General features: G+C 49.7%; 13 protein-coding genes. 11 read left to right on the forward strand and 2 right to left on the reverse strand.

Annotation, left to right across the window (positions count from 1 at the left end):
• The first annotated feature begins 4 nt into the window (after window positions 1-4).
• The gene (locus GA003_08125; GenBank protein QXD29915.1) at window positions 5-1,441 is read left to right on the forward strand and encodes a DUF1501 domain-containing protein; all 1,437 of its coding nucleotides are present in this window, start codon (window positions 5-7) and stop codon (window positions 1,439-1,441) included.
• Between the two features lie 107 nt (window positions 1,442-1,548).
• Here the strand turns inward: GA003_08125 and GA003_08130 are convergent, their stop codons facing one another.
• Both GA003_08130 and GA003_08135 read right to left on the reverse strand, forming a co-directional pair.
• Window positions 1,549-2,157 (reverse strand): sulfatase-like hydrolase/transferase, encoded by a 609-nt coding sequence (locus GA003_08130; protein QXD29916.1) that lies wholly within the window; start codon window positions 2,155-2,157, stop codon window positions 1,549-1,551.
• Window positions 2,158-2,163: 6 nt separating this feature from the next.
• Entirely contained in the window at window positions 2,164-2,988 is an 825-nt protein-coding gene (locus GA003_08135; protein ID QXD29917.1) for a sulfatase-like hydrolase/transferase, read from the reverse strand.
• A gap of 105 nt (window positions 2,989-3,093) precedes the next feature.
• On the opposite strand from GA003_08135, the gene GA003_08140 reads away from it, so the two are divergent.
• The 10 genes from GA003_08140 (at window position 3,094) to GA003_08185 (ending at window position 20,784) form a co-directional block, all read left to right on the forward strand.
• The gene (locus GA003_08140; GenBank protein ID QXD29918.1) at window positions 3,094-4,392 is read left to right on the forward strand and encodes a DUF1552 domain-containing protein; all 1,299 of its coding nucleotides are present in this window, start codon (window positions 3,094-3,096) and stop codon (window positions 4,390-4,392) included.
• A gap of 112 nt (window positions 4,393-4,504) precedes the next feature.
• Window positions 4,505-7,012 carry a DUF1592 domain-containing protein gene (locus GA003_08145; protein ID QXD29919.1) on the forward strand — a complete coding sequence of 836 codons (2,508 nt, stop codon included), beginning with the start codon at window positions 4,505-4,507 and terminating at the stop codon, window positions 7,010-7,012.
• A 917-nt stretch (window positions 7,013-7,929) separates the two neighbouring features.
• Window positions 7,930-8,946, forward strand: a complete 1,017-nt coding sequence (locus GA003_08150; protein QXD30377.1) for a VCBS repeat-containing protein — start codon at window positions 7,930-7,932, stop codon at window positions 8,944-8,946.
• Window positions 8,947-9,003: 57 nt separating this feature from the next.
• Window positions 9,004-10,224, forward strand: coding sequence for an alpha/beta hydrolase (locus GA003_08155; protein QXD30378.1), 1,221 nt, complete (start codon window positions 9,004-9,006; stop codon window positions 10,222-10,224).
• A 289-nt stretch (window positions 10,225-10,513) separates the two neighbouring features.
• Window positions 10,514-10,711 (forward strand): cold-shock protein, encoded by a 198-nt coding sequence (locus tag GA003_08160; GenBank protein QXD29920.1) that lies wholly within the window; start codon window positions 10,514-10,516, stop codon window positions 10,709-10,711.
• A gap of 630 nt (window positions 10,712-11,341) precedes the next feature.
• Window positions 11,342-15,109: a PmoA family protein gene (locus GA003_08165; GenBank protein QXD29921.1), complete on the forward strand. Its 3,768-nt coding sequence runs from the start codon at window positions 11,342-11,344 to the stop codon at window positions 15,107-15,109.
• Window positions 15,109-16,605: a sulfatase gene (locus GA003_08170; GenBank protein ID QXD29922.1), complete on the forward strand. Its 1,497-nt coding sequence runs from the start codon at window positions 15,109-15,111 to the stop codon at window positions 16,603-16,605. Before GA003_08165 ends, GA003_08170 begins: the two co-directional genes overlap by 1 nt.
• Entirely contained in the window at window positions 16,602-18,206 is a 1,605-nt protein-coding gene (locus tag GA003_08175) for a sulfatase (protein QXD29923.1), read from the forward strand. Before GA003_08170 ends, GA003_08175 begins: the two co-directional genes overlap by 4 nt.
• A gap of 164 nt (window positions 18,207-18,370) precedes the next feature.
• Window positions 18,371-19,870: a sulfatase gene (locus GA003_08180; protein ID QXD29924.1), complete on the forward strand. Its 1,500-nt coding sequence runs from the start codon at window positions 18,371-18,373 to the stop codon at window positions 19,868-19,870.
• Window positions 19,871-20,001: 131 nt separating this feature from the next.
• Window positions 20,002-20,784, forward strand: a complete 783-nt coding sequence (locus GA003_08185) for an alpha/beta hydrolase (GenBank protein QXD29925.1) — start codon at window positions 20,002-20,004, stop codon at window positions 20,782-20,784.
• The last annotated feature ends 14 nt before the right edge of the window (window positions 20,785-20,798 follow it).

Consider the following 20,798-nt stretch of genomic DNA (forward strand, 5'->3'; position numbering starts at 1 on the left):
CACCATGCATCAACACCTGAACGAATATTCTCGCCGGCGCTTTTTAGGAAACGTTACCACTGGGCTCATGGGCGTCGGCTTAAGTCATTTGTTGGGGGGTGAAAATTTACAGGCACAATCGGATTGGAAACCTGGTGTGGGTATGACTCACATAAAACCACGAGCGAAACGAGTGCTCCAAATATTTTGTCCGGGTGCTGCTTCGCATATGGATTTGTGGGAACACAAACCTGTGCTGGAGAAATACGATGGTAAGCCACTTCCCGGTGAAGAAAACATGGTTTCCTTTCAAGGTAAGAATGGTCCACTCATGAGAAGTCCATGGGATTTCAAACCTGCAGGCCAGAGTGGTAAAATGATTTCCACCATGTTGCCGCACATGGCCGAGCATGTGGACGACATTGCATTCTTTCACGGAATGACTTCTAAGACCAATACGCACGGCCCTGGTTGTGTATTCGTAAATACCGGACATCCCACGGAGGGCTTTCCTAGTGCAGGGGCTTGGGTCAGTTACGCGCTGGGGAGTATGGCTGATGATTTGCCCACCTATGTGGCTATACCTGATATTCGGGGCGAACCACCCAATGGAAAGGCCAACTGGAGCAATGGTTTTTTACCCGCTAAACATCAGGCAATTACTATGGCTGCCCATCGGCCAATTCGTAATCTTCGGCAACCAGATCAGGTGAGCGATGCTGAAGAAAAGCAAACACGTGAGACACTCAAGTTTCTAAATGAGCAACACGCCAACTTGCGACCCGAAGAGAGTGATCTTCAGGCTCGAATGAATGCCTATGAGTTGGCTGCACGTATGCAATTGTCCGCACCTGAGGTGAGTGATTTCAAAAGTGAGCCTCAACACATTCATCAATTGTATGGCACCGATTCACAAAACAGCCTGAAGGCCTCGTATGCGCAAAATTGTTTGTTGGCCAGAAGGCTTTTAGAGCGCGGGGTTCGTTATGTGAACCTCTATTGCGCCTCCAGGGCCAGTGGTGTGGATGGACTTCTCAACTGGGATGCACACAAGACCCTCGAGGCAGATTATCAACGCCATATGCCGGTTTTTGATCAACCAACGGCAGCGTTGTTATCGGACCTCAAGCAACGTGGGATGATGGAAGATACCTTAGTGCTTTGGACAACCGAGTTTGGTCGTATGCCAACACGCCAGAATGGAACGCTTGGCCGTGATCACAATCCTGATGGCTTTACCCTTTGGATGATGGGGGGCGGTGTTAAAGGAGGAACCAGTTATGGTGCAACTGACGACTTTGGTCGTAGAGCTGAAATTAATCCGACTTCCATTTGGGAATACTATTCAACGGTCCTCCATATCCTTGGCCTCGATTACGAACAACTCAGCTGGTATTACAATGGACTTGATCGTCGTATAACAGACGTCCACGGCCATGTGATTAAGGACGTGCTGGTGTAGGAAATAATCGTCCTCATCGTCCTACTTGTTCAGCTCTGCTGAACCTCCTACTTAATTATTTGGCTGTAGGTGAGGTTCTTACTCTTCGTCTTAGTCTTGTTCCGGTGTCAGGCCTTCTCGCAGGCTCGTGAACACTGCGTGCCCGGTCTGTTATTCAGCGCTGCGCTAGTAGATGTGGCGGCATTGCCTTGGTAGTCATCACTGCGTTCCTCGGAACTCTTTCTCAAATCTAGATTCCTGCTCGCTCGGCGATCGAGCACTACCTTTTGGTCTCTGGCTGACTTGTGCTTGAATTCATCGACCGTGATAGCGGCTTGGGCGCGACGTTTGTTTGGGTTTTTCAAACAGGGAACCAGACTCAGACCGTCCAAGGTTTGATCGGGTGTGTTCAAGTTGCACAGCTCAATGAGCGTGGGAAAGAGGTCTACGGTGCTTGCTGGTTGCTTGCAAACCTGTCCGGCATCGCCTACTTGGGGCGCGGCTACAATCATAGGGATCCGAGTGCCCTCCTCCCACAGGGTTCTCTTGTGCCAGTGTTGTTTCTCTCCGAGATGCCAGCCATGATCCGACCACAACACGATGATAGTGTTATTAGCGTGAGGACTTTCGTTCAATGCATCGAGTACTCTGCCTACTTGGGCATCGGCGAAACTGATGCTTGCCAGGTAATGTTGGATTGCGGTGGTCCATTGTCCTGCGTCACGGGTTTTTTTCATGTCTACTTACTTGCGTAGGGCCAGTTTCTTACCGGCCTCGGGAAGGTCGTCGAGATCTTCCGGAAGATCATCGGGTACGATGATCTCATCCAGGGGATACAGATCCAGGTATTCCTTCGGAAAATACCAAGGCATGTGTGGACGAAAAATACCACAGGCGAGAAAGAAGGGTTTCTCTTGTTTCTCTTTCAGAAAATCGACGCAGAATTGAGCTGCTCTGGCGTCATCGAATTCGGCTTCCGGCTTTTCCAAGGCTCCCCAATCCACTTCTTTGGAGTAGAGAGTTACGCCGGAGAAAGGAAACTCATCGGGTGTCTGAACTGCCTCTGCTAATCCGTATCGCTCCAGGTCTTCATAGGCGAAGGCATTGTCATGAAAGGCCAATGGTTGGAACTCATCCCAGTTCTCCGGAGGATTATTGCCGTAAGTGTGGTGAAATATTTTTCCTGCTCCGGCCGTGGTGTATCCGTGAGCCTTGAAATGTCCAGGTATGGTTACCAGATCTGGCGGATTGGGTTTCCACCATTGCTTGTTTCCATAGATGCCGCTGGTACTTGGTAGTTGACCACTCATCACTGCCGCCCGACTTGGACAACAAACCGGGGAAGCCGTGTGAGCATTGTGAAATGCGGTTCCTCGTACTGCCAGCCGATCGAAGTTGGGCGTATGTGCCTTTCCGGGGTAACCACCCATGTAGCCGACCCAGTCGTTTAGATCGTCCACAGCAATAAAGAGTACGTTAGGCTGTTCTCCTGCTTGGGCTCTTACTCCGAGCGGACAGACCCAAAGGCAGACGATTAGAGGAATATAATGAAGAATTCGAGGATACATGTGGGGTAGAGGCGAAACTCTTCTTGAGGGTCACTTTAATTTATTCAGTTGTCGAACCGATTTTGAAGGCTATAGCTTTCTTGTCAGAATTTCAGTCTACCTGCTATGAAATCCCCAAACGTTCCTGAGACTCAATTCAGTCGCCGTGCCTTTTTGCGAGGTTCGGGTGCACTGGTCGCACTGCCTTTTCTCGAGTCGCTGGCTAAACCTGGGGCTGTTTTTGCCGCTTCAGGAACCCCCGTAGAGCCCAAGCGCATGGTTTGCATCGGGCTGAACTATGGCATGCATCCTCAAGGGTTTTTTCCCGACGAAGTGGGGCGGAATTACAAATTACCCTACCTGCTTAAACCGCTGGAGGGAGTAAGGAATGATTTTACCCTGTTCTCTCATCTGGATCATCCTGGTATTAAAGGTGGGCATGAAGCGACCCACACCTTTTTGTCTGGAATTCGAGCAGACATGGCCAAGTCGATGCCCGAGGGGAATATTTCAATGGACCAGAAGGCGGCCGAGTTTGTCGGCTCGGCTACCCGCTACCCTTCAATGCAGCTCAAGGTAGGTGGAGGTGATAACGGACTCTCCTGGACACGGAATGGTGTCAGTATCCCATCGATGGAGGATCTTCAGCAAGTTTTCGACGCTCTCTTTCAGGAAACGAATGAAGCTCACAAACGCCGCCTTGCTCGTTCTTACAGACTCAATAGTAGTATTCTGGATGTAGTTCGCGACGACGCCAAAGACCTCCAAAAAAGATTGAGTGCAAATGACGTCGAAAAGCTCGATGAATATTTCACTTCGGTCCGGGATGTTGAGAAACGTTTGCAGATGTCTGAGGCCTGGTTGAACAAACCCAAACCTCAGGTCGACTATCGTTTTCCGAATCCGATGCCGAATGATTTTTATGAAGAAGTTCCTCTCTACTATGACCTGATGAAGCTCGCATTGATGACCGACTCCACTCGGGTGATAAGTTATTCGATCAATGGATGGAGTGGAGATTCGGGACTTCCTGGAGTTACTCAAGGGTACCACGCACTTACCCATCATGGTATGGATCCCACTCGCTTAAAGGAGCTGACCATTATTGAGACCTTCCACGCGAAACAGGTGGCCCGATTCATTTCAGACTTAAAAAAGACTCAGGTGGAAGGGGAAGCATCACTTCTTGATAAAACCATGGTGCTTTTTGGAAGTGGAATGGGGAACGCAAGTTCTCACTCCAATCGTGACTTGCCACTCATTCTTGCCGGTGGAGGTTTCACTCATGGTGAGCACAAGGACTATCCCAAGGTAGGCGACAAACAAACTCCGGCCTGCAATCTTTATGTTTCCATGCTGCAGAAGTTTGGTATGGAGCTGGACCAATTCGGAACCAGCACAGGTACCTTGGATGGGTTGAGTTGATTTTAAAAGAAAGTAGGAATTAATCACGAATGAACACGAATCTACACGAATTTATAGTTAAGGTAGGGCTCCATCGCCGAGGGAGCCGTATTGCTGTAGGTCACACCAGATAATGTCTCTTACTCTCCGCTCTCTGCTCTTAGCTCTTAGCTCCTTCCTCTTCGCTCAGAGCTCCTCCGCTCTCGAACCACTCCACTTCATCCAGGAACACTGTGTCTCCTGTCATGGTGAAAAGAAACAGAAGGGCGATCGTCGCTTCGACGCGCTGGGTCTCGATTTTGAAGACCGTGACACGGTTTGGAGCTGGGAAGAGGTGCTCGATATGCTCAATCTTGGCGAGATGCCACCCGAGGAGCAGCCGCAGCCCGATTCTCAGCATGTAAAAGAAATGGTGAGCTGGATCACCGAAAGGCTCGAGCAATCTATTGTATTAAAGGAGGCCCAGGAAGTCACCGGGCTTCGTCGCATGAATCGTCACGAGTATCTGAATACGATTAGAGATTTGATGAATGTGAACGTAGAATCCTTTGATCCGACTGAAACATTCCCAGTTGATGAGAGGGAAGACGGATTTGAGAATCTGGGTGGAACCTTGGTTCTTTCAGATTACTTGTTAGAGCGGTACTTGGATGCTGCCGCCAAGACGGTAGAAAAGGCCGTTAACTTTGGGAAGTCTGCTGAGATGGATCCTGTGTACCTCGTGCCAGATGATTTTACAGCCCGAACCTATCACTTCCGTCCTCAAATCTGGTTCATGGTCAATGTGGATGGTGAGTATATCGACTTTGGTCATGGGGATGCTAAATCAGACCGGCTTTATGCTTCCAGGTTTAAAGGTGTGCCTGCTGATGGCTTTTACACCATTCGTATTACCGCTGAGGGGGTTAATCGGATCAATGGCTATGACTCGACTATGATGAATTATGATCCGGAGGAGCCTATTAAGATGCAGTTGCTCGCTACGGATCCGAGGGTCGCGTATCCCGGGCGTAAGTACAATAGCTCAGATCGTATTTTGGCGACCGTGCTATTGAAGGATCACGAGGTGGAAACGTGCGAATTCCGTGTGTGGATGGATAAAGGGTTTGTCCCAATCATTCGCTACCCAAACGGACCGCAGCCTTTTAAGCGGATTCTTTCGCACCTCACGGAAAAGCATCATTTGGATGTTGTGCCTTCCAATTGGCGGGATGGGGTAGCTGCTCAGCCGAGTGAGAATCAGGAGATTTATTTGTCCGATGTTTATGAAGGGCCGAGGATTCGTTTCTATGGAATGGAGATCCATGGTCCGGAGACCGAGGTTTGGCCACCTCGTAGTCATCAAACTATTTTTGGAAAACAGTCTATATCTCCCAAGCGAGTTGATCCGGAGGAAGTAGTCAGGCGTTTTGGGTCACGAGCATTTAGAAGACCGCTTTTGGCCAGGGAGCGTGAGCGTTATGTCTCCTTTCATAATCAGCAGCTTGAAGCAGGGAAGTCGCCAGAAGAGGCACTGAAAGCAATGCTTACGGCGATCCTCGCATCGCCGAATTTTGTTTATATCCAGGCACCCGTGGGAGAAGGGGTGGAGTTCGCAGAGCAGGATCTGGCGCAAAAGATGGATCCGTTCTCTTTGGCCTCACGTTTGTCTTATTTTTTATGGAGCTCCATGCCAGACCAAGCTTTGTTTGCGGCGGCTGCAAAAGGGGTATTGAGCGACCCGGATGAGTTGAGAAACCAGGTTGCTCGCATGCTGAAAGATCCAAAGGCTCGAGCCATGGCTGATCAGTTTACCGATAGTTGGCTGCACTTAAATAAGCTTGGTGAAATGCCTCCAGATACCGGAAAGTTTAAGGTTTATCACGAGCGCTACCTTGAACCTTTGATGAAGGAAGAAACACGCCTCTATTTTCATCACGTTCTGTCCAATAATCGGCCGATTGAAGAATTCCTCGATTCTGACTATGGCTTCGTGAATCGCTATATTGCGGAGCTCTATGGGTTTCAGGACGTTCAGGGAGATCATTTTCGAAAAGTCCGATTTGATGACCGAAACATGAGAGGCGGCATTCTGGGTCATGCCAGTATTCTAACTGCAACTTCCAATGGGGTTGAAACATCACCTGTGATTCGAGGTATTTGGATACTGGAGAACATTTTAGGAACCCCTCCATCACCACCGCCACCAGATGTGGATCCCCTTGAGCCGGATATCCGGGGAGCAACTACCATTCGTGAACAACTCCAAAAACATCGCAAAGTGGAGACCTGTTATGAGTGTCATCGCAAAATTGATCCTTTGGGTTTTGCTATGGAGAACTATGATCCGATTGGACGCTACCGTACGGTGTATCATGACAACAGCGGTCGTCGCACGAAGAAGATCGAATCCTCTGGTGAACTTCCATCGGGCGAACAATTTACAAATATGGCTGAGCTTAAGGACATCCTTCTGGATCGAACGGATCAGTTCGCCCATTGTTTAACTGAGAAACTACTCACGTATGCACTGGGGCGCAAACTTCACTTTGGTGACCGCGCAACCGTTAATCAGATTTGCGAGGAGCTGAAAGATCGAGGTAACGGCCTGCAAGATCTTGTAGAGTTGGTTGTGCTCAGTGATGCATTTCGTGATGTTTAATAAGAATTCCTCCTCGTCCTCTTACTTGTCGCTTTGCGATCTCCTACTTTCATCTATGGAAATTAAGGACGAGGAAGAGTAGGAGGACGACAATGATTTAAATAATGAAAAGACTACAAATTCTCCGCTCCTTTTTCTTCTTTTTCAGCACTCTCAGCTCTCTGCTCTTCGCTCTCAGCTCCTTCGCACTCGAACCAGCTCTGGCTCGGAAAGGTTCTCTTCTCTTTGCGGACGATTTCAGCTCCGGATCTGCCAAGCCAGAATGGGCCGCCTTACATGGCACTCAGTGGGAAGTAGAGGATGGTTATTATAAAGGAATGTCCTCGACGCCTGAGTTTCAAGCTAGCCGGGAACATCACAAAGGCACAACCCCGAGTATGCGCCTGAATGTACCGGCACGAGATTGTATACTTCAAATCGATTTCAAAATCACTGGCGGTCTAACAGCCGCTCACATCGGGTTTAACAACAGTACGACCGCGGAAGGAACCGGACACATAGTTCGCCTGATTCCTTCTACGAATAAGGGGACCCTTTTACAAAAAGACCGACACTCGCAGATCGAAGGCGACAAAGATGAGACTTTGGATCATTCGGAATGGGAAATCGAAAAAGATCAGTGGTATACGGTATTGATAGAAGCAATCGGCGATCGCGTGGTGGCGCGCATGGATGGACTGCCCCCGCTCGTGGCTAAACACTGGCGTTTCGATGTGACCAAGACGTCGGTCAATCTGAAAGCGAGAGGACAAACGGGTGCGATTTATTATGACAACGTTAAGTTGTGGGAAGCGATACCTGGAGACCGTTCGCATACTGAATCAGGGTATACTTGGAAGAAACACACCATCGTGGATCAAGTGAAAAGTAAGCAAACCGACTCTGTGGTAGCGCACGACTTTGATGGCGACGGTCAGATGGATGTTATTGGTACCTTTGACGGGAAGGTTGTGTTGATGAAGGGCCCAGATTGGACGCAGCAGGTAATTCATCCGTTTGAGGAAGGGCTCGCTGCACGTAAGCCTCGCGCTCAATGCATTCACTCCTGCTTGCTCGATGTAGATGGAGATGGGGACGAGGATTTTGTAGGATCGAACAATACGACCTTCTGGTTGGAGTGTCCAGACGATCCCTTCTCGGGAAAGCCCTGGAAATACCATACGATAGATGACGAAATTCTTGGCACTCACTGTTTGATCACGGGTGACGTAAACCAGGACGGGTTTTTGGATTTGATCGCTAACTCTTTTCAGAAGGAAGGCGCCACGCCGATCCACGATTCTATCTGCTGGTTTGAAGCGCCAGCTGAATCCGGAGAGTGGGTACGTCACGTGTTTGCCGATAAAGATGCACCAGGAGGAAATCATTACATGGGTTTCGGTGACGTGAACGGTGATGCCCGACCCGATATTATGGCGGGCGCCAAGGGTGGTGAAGGTTTTGCTGGCGGTGAATGGTTTGCCTGGTGGGAGCAACCGGCCTATGGCAGCGTTCCCTGGAAGAAGCATCTCTTGTCTGACGTCGAGCCAGGCGCCAGTAACATCCTACCGGCGGATGTGAACAAGGACGGTGTGATGGACTTGGTGGCATCGAGAGGGCATGGTTATGGCGTGCTATTATTTATGGGACCGGATTTTAAGAAGGTCGAAGTCGATACCGAACACTACGGACCGCACAGCCTGTTTGTCGAAGACCTGGATCAAGATGGTGATATCGACATTGGCACCTGTGGACGTCATGAAGAAAGTACCGCTGTTTGGTACGAAAACGACGGACGCGGCTTCTTTGTGAAACACCTCATCGAAGCCAACCAAGGTTCTTATGACACGCGTGCCGTCGATATGGATGGCGATGGCGACCTCGACATGCTCATTGCTGGTCACTGGTCGCGAAATATTCTTTGGTACGAAAATACGATGGCGGGAAAGCGCTAGAATCTTGTATAAGAAATCATGCCCGAAAAGATCACACGTAGAAAAGCGATGTTGAGTATGGCATCCTTGCCCTCAGTTGTTACGATTGGAGCTGCTTTGAAATCGACCTCTAAAGCAGAAGCGCAAACGTCACCCTCTACTCCTGATGATATAGGGCCCTACGAATCCGGGCTTCTTCCAGATGGAATTCGATCTCGCTTTGTTGAGGATATCAATGGTCTGCGAATGCATGTTTTAGAAGCTGGCTATGAGGGAGAGAATAGGCCGGGCATTCTACTGCTTCATGGCTTTCCTGAACTGGCCTGCAGTTGGAGAAAAATCATGGTGCCTCTGGCTGAAGCCGGTTACCACGTATTTGCTCCTGATCAGCGAGGATACGGTCGAACGACCGGTTGGGATAGGAACTATGATGGGGATCTTTATTCTTTTCGTCGCCTCAATGTAGTGCGAGATGCACTGGGCTTGGTCTATGCCATGGGGCATAGACAAGTGACAGTCGTTGGCCACGATTTTGGATCTCCTATCGCTGCCTGGTGCGCGGTGACCCGACCCGACGTATTTACCAAGGTTGCCTTGATGAGTGCACCGTTCAGCGGAACGGGTTCAATTCCTTTTAATACTGCGAATGCTCCGAAGGAGAAAGAACCAGGCTATGATCTCTTTGAGGAGCTGGCCAAGCTTCCCAGACCACGAAAGCATTACCAGGCTTATTATCGCACACGTGAAGCCAACGAAAACATGTGGCAGGCTCCGCAGGGGCTCCATGCTTTTATGCGTGCCTATTACCACCACAAGAGTGCCGATTGGAAAGAAAACAAACCATACCGCCTGAAATCGCGCACGGCTCCCGAAATGGCTAAGATGCCTACTTATTATATTATGGACCTTGAAGAGGGTATGGCTGAAACGGTGGCCAAGTATAGCCCGTCACAACAAGAAATAGTATCCAATCAGTGGTTACCTGATGAGGCACTACAAGTCTACACCGATGAGTATCAGCGCAATGGATTTCAAGGAGGGCTCAATTGGTACCGATCTGGAAGTTTAGGGGCTCCAGAGATGCAGCTCTATGCCGGACGAAAAATTGAACAACCTTCCATCTTTATTTCCGGTGCCAGTGATTGGGGGACTTATCAAAACCCTGGTGCGCTTGAGCAGATGCAGGAGGATGCTTGTACGGATATGCGGGGCGTTCACCTGATTCCTGGAGCTGGTCACTGGGTTCAGCAGGAGCAACCCGAAAAGACGGTTCAGTTACTAGTGGAATTTTTACAGTAAGGTGGGCGCTTTTAACTATTTTCAATGAATCGAATGGAAGGGGCCGCTGGAAAAGCGATTCGGAATCTTAATATGTCTAAAGGGGGTCATAGCTTTGAGGAGCCAAATGAGATCCTTGCCGAGGCATTTCGCGATCCAGTGGAACAGTTGAAATATGGAGAAATCACCAGCTAATCAGAGTTTGGAGCCTAACAAAAATTCACGTAATTGCTTCTTGAGGTTTGTGAGATACCTGATGAACATAGGTCAGAATTTTAACTAACAGTAATACAATAACAGAAAGTATAAGATGCCTACGGGAAAAATTAAGTGGTTTAATGATGAAAAAGGATTTGGGTTTATTGAGCCTGATGAAGGGGGTAAGGATTTATTCGTTCACCACTCCGAAACCGAAGGTTATACTCTTGATGAAGGCGATGCCGTAGAGTATGAAGTTGGCGAAGGCCGAAAAGGCCCTTGTGCCGTTAAGGTTAAGACGGTCAATTAATTATTGTTGGGCCCCTGGTCCACAATGATTCCTGCATATCCGCCCTCTCTGTCGAGTCGGCGGTCCATCAGATCTTAGAAGCTTACGGTTTCGTTTAGAAGCGAAGCTGCCTTAAGCTTCCTAGAATCTGATCCTTTATCTAGTTTAACGGCGATCTTGCGTACGGATTGGTCGTGCCTGGATACGGTTTTCCCGTGTTAAAACGTCGTTTGAATAGTAGGCGAAGCTTCTATTGCGTAAGGGTTTCCGTTACTATCACACCCAAGGAGATGAGTGATTCTCTGGGATTGTACGATTCTGCAGATATTGTTTATTGACTCTATGTTCAAATAGGCACCCGGGATGATACTTGCCTGATGGGTGGTCAATTTTTTGGAACGCCAGACCCATTGACTAAGAAGTCTCATGAGCTGTTTCAGGGGTGGCGGCTGGGTTAGCATTTTCAATGGGTGATTTTAGCCAGATCGGCTTCTCTGGATTTACTTGAGTTTATCTTCTATCTAAGTTGAAGATAGGTCTGTGTTTTAGTTTTACTGTGTGATGGCCAAGATCTAATAAAAATAGGCCAGAGCCACCAATATAAAACTAGCGCTAGCTGCTAGGCTAAAAGTCACACAATTACCCACTATCATGAAAACACTCTGTGCTCTTCTTCTGGTTATTTCGTTTACTTCGGTTTTTGCGGCTCCGCTTAAGCTGGTTAAAGATGAGGAGGCTGAGACCATCTCGGTGTTTCGGCCCAACGGAGAGGAGGCAATCCTTGTTCAGAACGCTCGGTCCGACCACCGGCCGTATTTACATCCGATTGTTGCTCCGGATGGCAATGGTATCATGACGGAATACAGTCCGGGGCACCACCCCCACCAAACCGGGGTTTATTGGGGAATGACCCGTGTGAATGGCCGCGACTTTTTTCACAATCCGACCAATGGCTATTGGAAGTTGTTGGAGGCCAATGTAATTGTGGCTGAAGGGGACGTCGTTCAGTGGGAAACGATTTACCATATGTTAGACGAAGAGGGCACCGCGCTGATGGAGGAGACACAGGTCTGGTCCATGCGAGATCTGGGTGACCAATATTTCGTAGATCTTATTTGGTCTGGGAAGGCTCATACCGACATTACGATTTCAGAATACAACTATGGAGGATTATTCCTGCGGATGCCGTTCAAGCGAGGTGTCACCGAGGGAGAGGCCACTAACAGTGCCCGTCAGGTCAATGAACGTGCAGAGGGACAACGAGCGTCGTGGGTCAATGTCGGCATGCAAATTGAAGGTCGAGATCCAGATGACTGGGGTCACATTGCAGTTTTAGATCATGTGGAGAACGATGCTTATCCCACACCCTGGAGAGTGGATCGTCAGTTGGGGATAGGTCCAGCACGTGCCCGTATGGGCGACTGGCATATCAAAGCGGGTGAGGTCGCTACCTACAAACATCAGTTGATTGTTTATACGGGTAGATTGAATGACATTCATATGCATGAGGATTGGAAGGCCTACACCGGCCAAAACAACACCTATGCGGAGTGGATCCAGGCTCGTGAGGAAGCCAAGCAGGCAGAGTTCTTAACAGGCGAGGAAGCCATCGCGAAGATGACTGTTCCTGATGGCCTGGAAGTAACACTGGTAACTTCCGAACCGCAAATCACGCAACCCCTGGCATTCTGCTACGATGATCGTGGGCGCTTATGGATTGCCGAAAACCGGGACTATGAAACTCGAAGATCCGGTTTCTCGAACGATGGGGAAAGCCGTATTCTTATTTTAGAAGATGAGGATGGTGATGGGAAAATGGATACGAAGAAAGTATTCATGGAAGGTCTTCCATTTCCCTCGGCCATCGCGGTGGGCTTTGACGGGCTTTGGTTGGGAGCACCGCCCAATCTGATGTTTGTTCCCGATCGAGACGGAGACGACAAGGCTGATGACGAAATCGAAGTACGCCTTACGGGGTGGGGTATCCGCGATCGGCATGAAGTATTAAACAGTTTTATTTGGGGGCCGGATGGGTGGCTCTATGGTTGTCAGGGATTTGCTACACCTTCAACGGTGGGCAAACCAGTCGATGGAGGACGCATTTTCAAGAAAGGGGAACCTTTCCCCATAAGCCAGGAAGTGGTAGATGGTCAGTTTATTGATGGAGGCATCTTCCGCTACCATCCGATCAAAGAACGTTTTGAGGTGGTTGCTCATGGATTCAGCAATCCCTGGGGGTTGGACTTCGACGATACCGGACAAGCCTTCATTTCGGCCTGTGTGATTCCTCATGCCTGGCACATAGTGCAAGGTGGGTTCTTCCATCGCCAGGGAGGAAAACACATTCACCCCTATGTATATGACGATATCAAAACTATCGGGGATCACCGTCACCGTTCTGCTCACGGGGGTGCCCGGGTTTATTTGGCTGATACCTTGCCGGAAGAGTATCATGGCCGACTTTTCATGGCCAACATCCATGAGCATGCGCTCCTCTCGGAAACGCTGGTGCGGAATGGGTCCGGGTTTATTGCCAAGCACGGTGACGATACGGTCCTGGCAAATGATCCCCAATGGATTGGCTTCAGTCTGGAGATTGGTCCCGATGGTGCCGTCTACATGCTGGACTGGCACGACGCAGATATCTGCGGAAATGACGTCCACGACAAGGATACCGGTCGGGTTTACCGACTAGCTCCAGAAGGCACGCCGTATCCCACGAACTTTGATCTGAAAAAACTCAGCGACCGTGAGCTAGTTGAAATGCAGTTGGATAAAAATGACTGGTACGTTCGGCGTGCTCGCGTCATTCTTCACGAGCGGGCCGAGGAAAGAGGTCTATCCCAGCAAGAGCATATGCGCCTTTGGGAAATGTTTAAGAATCAAACCGACACAGGTAGAAAGCTAAGAGCCCTCTGGGCACTGCATGTGACTGGCGGGGTTTCTCAAAAACACCTGACCGGCATGCTGAACAATGATGATGAGTACATCCGTGCCTGGGCTATTCAACTGCTGTGTGAAGACATGGATCCCGGAGAAGCTGCTCTAGCTGAATTTAAAGAGCTGGCGAAGTCCGATCCATCACCGGTTGTTCGACTCTATTTGGCGTCTGCCTTACAACGGATTCCTGAGGCTAGTGTTTGGGATCTTGCATCGGGATTGTTGGGGCACGCTGACGATATAGACGATCACAACATCCCCAAGATGATCTGGTTCGGTATTCAGCCGCACGTAGCTGAAAATCCGGTACTGGCTATGGAGGTTGCTTCCAAGAGTAAGATTCCCATGGTCTCCCAGTTCATTGCTCGACGCGCTACTTCCGGTAAATTGCTCGAAGCAGTGGTCGAAAGTTTAGCATCCGCCAGCTCTTCCGGTGTTCGCAAGGTGTTGCTGGAAGGGATGCGCGATGGACTGCTCGGTCAACGGGATCTGACAGCTCCAGCTAAATGGTCTAACCTGGAGCGTGACTTGTTGAACGATGCCGAATTGAAAAACGTGACACTTCAGGTCGGGCAGCTTTTTGGTAGCGCGGAAGCTGGCAAGATTCAGCTTGTTGAACTCAATGATTCCTCCACGCCCATTGAGCGCCGTCAGGAAATTATCCGTGGCTTTGCTCAGGATAAATTTCCACCCGCATTCGATTCTATTCTAGGATTCGTGAAGCATCCGGATCTTAGGTTGGATGCCATGAGGACACTGGCATCCTATGAGGATGATGCGATTTCCAATACGATTCTTTCCCATTACTCTGACTTCACAGCGGATGAAAAGACCGTGGCATTACAAACGCTTTCTACGAGGCGGGACACGGCTCGAACATTGATGCGTGCACTCATCAGTAGACGAGTGCCCCGCACTGATGTTTCAGCGGTAGCTGCTCGACAGCTGCGACGCGTGCTAGGCCCCAGCTTCGTAGATTGGTGGGGCCCGATGGAAACCATGGAGAAAGATAAGGAATTGGCCATTAACCGCTATAAGTTCCTGCTCACCGATGAGTACATGTCGCATGCTGATGTCGTAAACGGTAAATCGATTTATACCTCCACCTGTGGAGCCTGTCACAAAATGTATGGTGAAGGGGGAGCGATTGGTCCTGACATTACGGGATCCAATCGAGCCGATCTGGATTATATTCTGACGAACATGATCGATCCGAATGGTGAAGTGGCTGAGTCTTATAAACTGGTGACCATTAGTACTCAGGATGGAAGGACCTACGCCGGTAATGTTGTAAATGAAGATGATCAACGCGTGACCTTAGCTATGATCGGGCAGGAAGTGATTATTCCAAAATCCGATATCCTTTCTCGTCAAACGTCACCGCTGTCCATGATGCCGGAAGGCCAACTGAATACGATGGCCGATAGCCAGGTTCGAGACTTGATTGCTTTTCTGAGAACTACTCACCCGATTCAGTAATGAAGCGTTTCTGTGTTACTGTTGTCTTACTGATTTGGATACAAAACCTGGGCTTTTCGGAGCGACCCAATATTCTCTTTTGCATATCGGATGATCAGTCCTGGGCGCACACCGGGGCCAATGGAGATCCGGTAATCAAAACACCGGCATTTGATCGGGTGGCAAATGAAGGTCTTCGATTTACCAATTCGTTTTGCGATGCACCGACCTGTGGTCCTTCTCGCAGTGCGATTTTAACGGGGCAGGCGATCTGGCGTCTGGAAGAAGCAGGTAACATTCACAGCACCTTACCGGCTAAGTTCGCCACCTACACTGAGGAGCTACAAAAGGTCGGTTACAAAACCGGCTTCACGGGTAAGGGCTGGAGTCCAGGTCGTTTAGAGGCCGGTGGCCGTACTGAGAATCCAGCAGGCAAGGAGTATACAGCGCGGACATTGGAGGCGCCTTTTCGGTTCATGCGGAACAACGATTATGCTGCGAATTTCGAAGATTTTCTGGGTGAGGTAGAAGAGGGTGAGGCCTTTTGTTTCTGGCTGGGCACCAGTGAGCCTCATCGTGGCTTTGAGAACGGTGCCGGGATTAAGACCGGTAAGGATCCTTCCAAGGTCAGGGTGCCTGCGATATTTCCGGATAACGATATCGTGCGCAGTGACATCCTCGATTATTTGGTTGAGATTGAACATTTCGACTCGATGGTCGAGCGAGCGATCGCTTCTCTTGAGAGACGCGGGCTTCTGGATAACACCATCGTTGTCGTTACCAGCGATCATGGCATGCCCTTTCCACGAGCTAAAGCCAGTCTTTACGATTGGGGCTCCAAGGTGCCTTTGGCGATTCGTTGGCCAGAAGGAATTGAAGTAAATGGTCGCGTGGTTGATTCCTTTGTGAATTTGAGCGATCTCGCACCGACCTTTCTCGAGGCCGTGGGTGTAGAGGTTCCTGGTATGATGTCTGCAAACAGTTTGATGGATGTATTCGCAAACCGGGAGGTTCACAACCGGGACGCTGCTTACATCGCGATGGAACGCCACGATGGATGTCGAGCAGGGGGTAAAGGTTATCCCTGTCGTGCGGTTCGAACTAAAGACTTTATGTATATTCACAACTTCGAGCCCACTCGTTGGCCGTCGGGTTCGCCGGATGCATCGGTCTGTGCCAGGGCTCTTCCGTATGGTGAAATTGATTCATCACCTACCAAAACATATATGATGGACAATCGGAGCACGCATGGAGTAGCTCACTTGGCTGAGCTTTCTTTTGGAATGCGTCCAGCCGAGGAACTCTACGATTTGAAAAATGATCCGGAGCAACTGGTCAATCTGGCTGGCAACCAGGAATACAATGCAGTTCAAAACGAACTGCGCAGGAAGCTGTTTAATCACCTTTCAGTCACTCAAGATCCTCGTGTCGTGGGCGGGAAAGTGGATTGGGATTACTATCCTTATTATGGAGCAATGAGGAATAAAAACTGGAAAGTAGCGGAGAGACCGGAATGAAAATTCCCAGAGCTTTAAATCTCAATAATGACGGCATCGCGAGGACGCGATTGCCCTACCTTTTAATTGCTAGCCTGGTAGGGCTACTGCGTCCTCGCAGTGCCATATTAAGCTGTTTTATCCTCTTGTCTCTCGCCTCTAGCCTCTCGCCTCTGACGGCTGAAAGCCGCCCCAACATCCTCTTCTGTATCTCCGACGATCAATCCTGGGCTCATATGGGAGCCAATGGTGATCCTATTGTCCAGACTCCTGCTTTCGATCGCGTATCCGATGAAGGATTACGTTTTATAAATTCCTACTGTGATGCTCCGACCTGTGGGCCGTCCAGAAGCGCTATTGTGACAGGGCAACACATTTGGCGTTTGGAAGAAGCGGCCAATATCTGGAGTACGCTTCAAGCCAAGTTCGCGACTTATACAGAGGAGCTGCAGAAGGCAGGTTATAAAGTGGGTTCCACGGGTAAAGCTTGGGCCCCTGGGCGTTTAGAGCCAGGAGGAAGAACCGAAAACCCTGCGGGCAAGCCCTACAACACCAGAACTCTAAAGGCACCCTATGGGGCGATGAGGAACACGGACTACGCCGGAAATTTTGAAGGCTTTTTGTCGGAAGTAGGGCAGAGCCAACCGTTTTGCTTTTGGCTGGGCACCAGCGAACCGCATCGTCCCTATGAAAATGGTGCTGGTATCAAGTCCGGGAAGGATCCTTCCCAGGTAATCGTGCCAGCGATCTTTCCGGACAATGACATCGTCCGCAGTGACATTTTGGACTACTATGTAGAAATTGAGCACTTTGATTCCATGGTTGCGCGCGCTATCGCTACGCTTGATGAACGAGGTCAGTTGGACAACACGATCGTAGTGATCACCAGTGACCACGGCATGCCATTTCCCAGAGGCAAAGCGACCTTGTATGATGACGGATCACGTGTGCCGTTGGCCATCCGGTGGGCAGATGGAATTAAGAACGCTGGGCGAGTGATAGATTCTCCGGTCAACCTCAGTGACTTGGCGCCCACCTTCCTGGAAGCAGCAGGAGTAAACGTTCCGGATATGATGACCGGGCGAAGTATGATGGATCTGTTTGATGATAACCCCACGATCGATCGAGCCGCAGCCTTCATTGCATTTGAACGCCATAGTGGAGCTCGTGCCGGTGGCAAAGGTTACCCCAGTCGTGCGATCCGTACGAAGGATTACATGTATATCTATAATTTCGAACCGGATCGTTGGCCATCCGGCTCTCCCGATCCGGAGATGTGCAACCGTCTGATTCCATTTGGGGAATACGATAATTCCCCAACAAAGACCTTTATGGTGGAAAATCGTTACAAGCATGGCGTTGCACATTTGGCAGAGCTGGCGTTTGGGAAGCATCCGGCGGAAGAGTTCTACATCATCAAGGACGACCCACACCAAATGAACAATCTGGCTGGAAATCTGAAACACCTGGCCACTCAAAACTCTTTGCGACGGCAATTATTTGATTACTTGGAAAAGACAGAAGACCCTCGAGTAGTGGGAGGGACGGTCGATTGGGACTACTACCCGCACTACGGAAATCGTGCTAACAAAAACTGGAAAGTAGACGAGAAACCAAAATGAAATTGCTGAAAAAGGTAGGGCTCGATCGCCGAGCGAGCCGTTGTGTTAGGAATGGGTCGCGAACAAGTTTGCTCCTACATTCAAAAAAAGAGGCAATGGTGGTGACACCATGGATCAAGGGAGAAATCGCGTTATCGGGGAATCGATTCCATGGTCTTACGACCATGGCTACATTTCTAGTCCTCCTGTCGCTAGTCTTTGGCCTCTCCTCTCTTTGCGCGAATGATCGTCCAAACATCCTGTTCATATTTTCGGATGATCACACTTGGCAGACGATCTCAGCCTATGGGCATCCCTTATCCAAGGTCGTACCGACGCCGAATATCGATCGGATTGCTGATGAGGGTATTCGCTTCGACCGATGCCTGGTCACGAATTCAATTTGTGCTCCCTCGCGTGCGGTCGTGCTCACTGGAAAATATTCCCATCTGAATGGGCAGATCAATAATTACAATACCTTTGACGGAAGTCAGGTAACCTTTCCCCAGTTGCTGCAGAAATCCGGTTACCAGACGGCTATCGTTGGCAAGTGGCATTTGAAATCGGTACCCACGGGATTCGACTACCATGAAGTAATGCGTGGGCAAGGTCGTTATTACAATCCAACCCTCTACACCGATGGAAAACCTACGGAGTATGAAGGCTACAATACAGACGTGGTCGTGGACCGATCATTGAATTGGCTAAAGAGTCGGGACTCGGATCAGCCATTCATGCTGATGGCTCAATTCAAAGCCACTCACGGCCCCTTTCAACCAGCCTTGCGCCATCTGGGTGAGCTGGATGATGTCAGCGTTCCCATGCCGGACAATTTTTTCGACGACTACAGTGGCCGCAGTCGCGCTCCTGGTAATCACAATACCAGCATCGCAGAGGTAATGCCCCTTAGTAATCTAAGCCTCGAATATAGGAATATTCAGGGAGAGCAGCTCGCTGAATATCAGAGCCACTTCGCTGCGGCCAATGAGGCCTTTGAAAAGGCCAATCTACAAGGTGACGAACGGGCAAAGTGGCGTTACCAGCGCTTTATAAAAAACTTCCTTCTGACGAGCAAAGCTATCGATGAAAATGTAGGTCGTTTACTGAACTACCTTGACGAGAGTGGATTGGCGGAAAACACCATCGTGATCTACGCGGCAGACCAGGGCTTTTTTCTGGGGGAGCATGGTTGGTATGACAAGCGCTGGATGTATGAGGAGTGTTTGAAAACACCGCTCGTGGTTCGCTGGCCAGGGGTAACTCAAGCAGGTCAGGTCAATAATGATCTCGTTTCGAACCTGGATTTCGCTCCCATGTTTCTCGAACTGGCAGGAGCGTCGATTCCGAGCGCCATTCAAGGTCGCAGTTTGGTTCCTTTGTTGAAAGGCAATGCTCCTCAAAACTGGAGAAAGAGCTTCTATTACAAATACTACGGTGAGAGATTTGGGGGCAGTGTGAGTGAAGGCTACTATAATCATGGTGTGCCACCACATGAGGGTGTGGCCACCAGTCGCTACAAGCTCATCCATTTTAAGCACGACGAGGTGGATGAATGGGAGTTTTTTGATCACGAGCGTGATCCCAGTGAAATGAACAGCGAGTATGGGAACCCTGAATACGGACCGAAGATAGCTGAATTGAAAACAGAGATTGTCCGATTGAAAAATCATTACGGTGTCGATTAATGCGCCACACTAATTTTTAGAAAGGCACCATGAATAGGATTGTTTATCGTGCTCTGGTTTTATGGTTGGTTCTTCTTAGCACCTACGCTTCGGCGCAGAACAGATCCGCAGGAAATCAGAGCCGGTCTGTCATGTCTGATGAAGAGCTACTCGCCATAGCTCCCGAGGGCGTGACCGTGTTTCCCGACTTGGTTTATCGTGAAGGGCATGATGCCTGGAAACTTGATTTGGCGATGCCAACTGAGAAGTCTGACACTCCGCTTCCTGTGATTGTGTATCTGCATGGAGGGGGTTGGACTCAAGGCGACAAACGTGGACAAGGAATCGGAACGGTCCTCGGTTATGCGACTCAAGGCTTCGTTGGAATCTCGGTTAACTATCGGCTGGATGTGGATAAGATGGCCTGTATTGAAGATGCCAAATGCGCCATTCGCTGGCTACGTGCTCATGCTGAGCAGTATAATGTGGATCCAAATCGTATCGGTGTAGCCGGAAATTCAGCCGGTGCTCATCTGGCGTTGATGCTAGCGCTCTACCATCCTTCCGCTGGTCTCGAAGGCGACGGTCCTTATCAGGAGTTTTCCAGTGCTGTACAAGCCGCGCATTGCAGCTCAACACCCATCATGCCACGCTTCGGACGTGGCAAAGCTGCAGGTAGGGATGTTAAGCAGATTCAGCCCATGACTTATGTGCGAGCCGATGCTCCACCGCTTTATTTTATACACGGTGCTCAGGACCTTAGAAAGGCTCCTATTCAATACATGGATGCATTTGTGGAAGCCATGCGGGAGTTGGGGGTGAAAGATATGACTTATAAGCGCCACGAAGACGCTGGTCACGGCGTCTACGTGCAATACCTCCAAACCGCGCGTCCCGCTCGCACCGCTTTTTTTGAGAGGACGCTGAAGGAATAACTCGTATGAGTTTT

Source organism: Opitutia bacterium ISCC 52, assembly GCA_014529675.2.
GTDB lineage: Bacteria > Verrucomicrobiota > Verrucomicrobiia > Opitutales > UBA2995 > UBA2995.

Coding starts and splice junctions, on each gene's coding strand:
- GA003_08155 (QXD30378.1), top strand. CDS start 9,004: ATGGCATCCTTGCCCTCAGTTGTTACGATTGGAGCTGCTTTGAAATCG.
- GA003_08160 (QXD29920.1), top strand. CDS start 10,514: ATGCCTACGGGAAAAATTAAGTGGTTTAATGATGAAAAAGGATTTGGG.
- GA003_08185 (QXD29925.1), top strand. CDS start 20,002: ATGTCTGATGAAGAGCTACTCGCCATAGCTCCCGAGGGCGTGACCGTG.
- GA003_08125 (QXD29915.1), top strand. CDS start 5: ATGCATCAACACCTGAACGAATATTCTCGCCGGCGCTTTTTAGGAAAC.
- GA003_08140 (QXD29918.1), top strand. CDS start 3,094: ATGAAATCCCCAAACGTTCCTGAGACTCAATTCAGTCGCCGTGCCTTT.
- GA003_08165 (QXD29921.1), top strand. CDS start 11,342: ATGAAAACACTCTGTGCTCTTCTTCTGGTTATTTCGTTTACTTCGGTT.
- GA003_08175 (QXD29923.1), top strand. CDS start 16,602: ATGAAAATTCCCAGAGCTTTAAATCTCAATAATGACGGCATCGCGAGG.
- GA003_08180 (QXD29924.1), top strand. CDS start 18,371: ATGGCTACATTTCTAGTCCTCCTGTCGCTAGTCTTTGGCCTCTCCTCT.
- GA003_08170 (QXD29922.1), top strand. CDS start 15,109: ATGAAGCGTTTCTGTGTTACTGTTGTCTTACTGATTTGGATACAAAAC.
- GA003_08130 (QXD29916.1), bottom strand. CDS start 2,157: ATGAAAAAAACCCGTGACGCAGGACAATGGACCACCGCAATCCAACAT.
- GA003_08145 (QXD29919.1), top strand. CDS start 4,505: ATGTCTCTTACTCTCCGCTCTCTGCTCTTAGCTCTTAGCTCCTTCCTC.
- GA003_08150 (QXD30377.1), top strand. CDS start 7,930: ATGGATGTTATTGGTACCTTTGACGGGAAGGTTGTGTTGATGAAGGGC.
- GA003_08135 (QXD29917.1), bottom strand. CDS start 2,988: ATGTATCCTCGAATTCTTCATTATATTCCTCTAATCGTCTGCCTTTGG.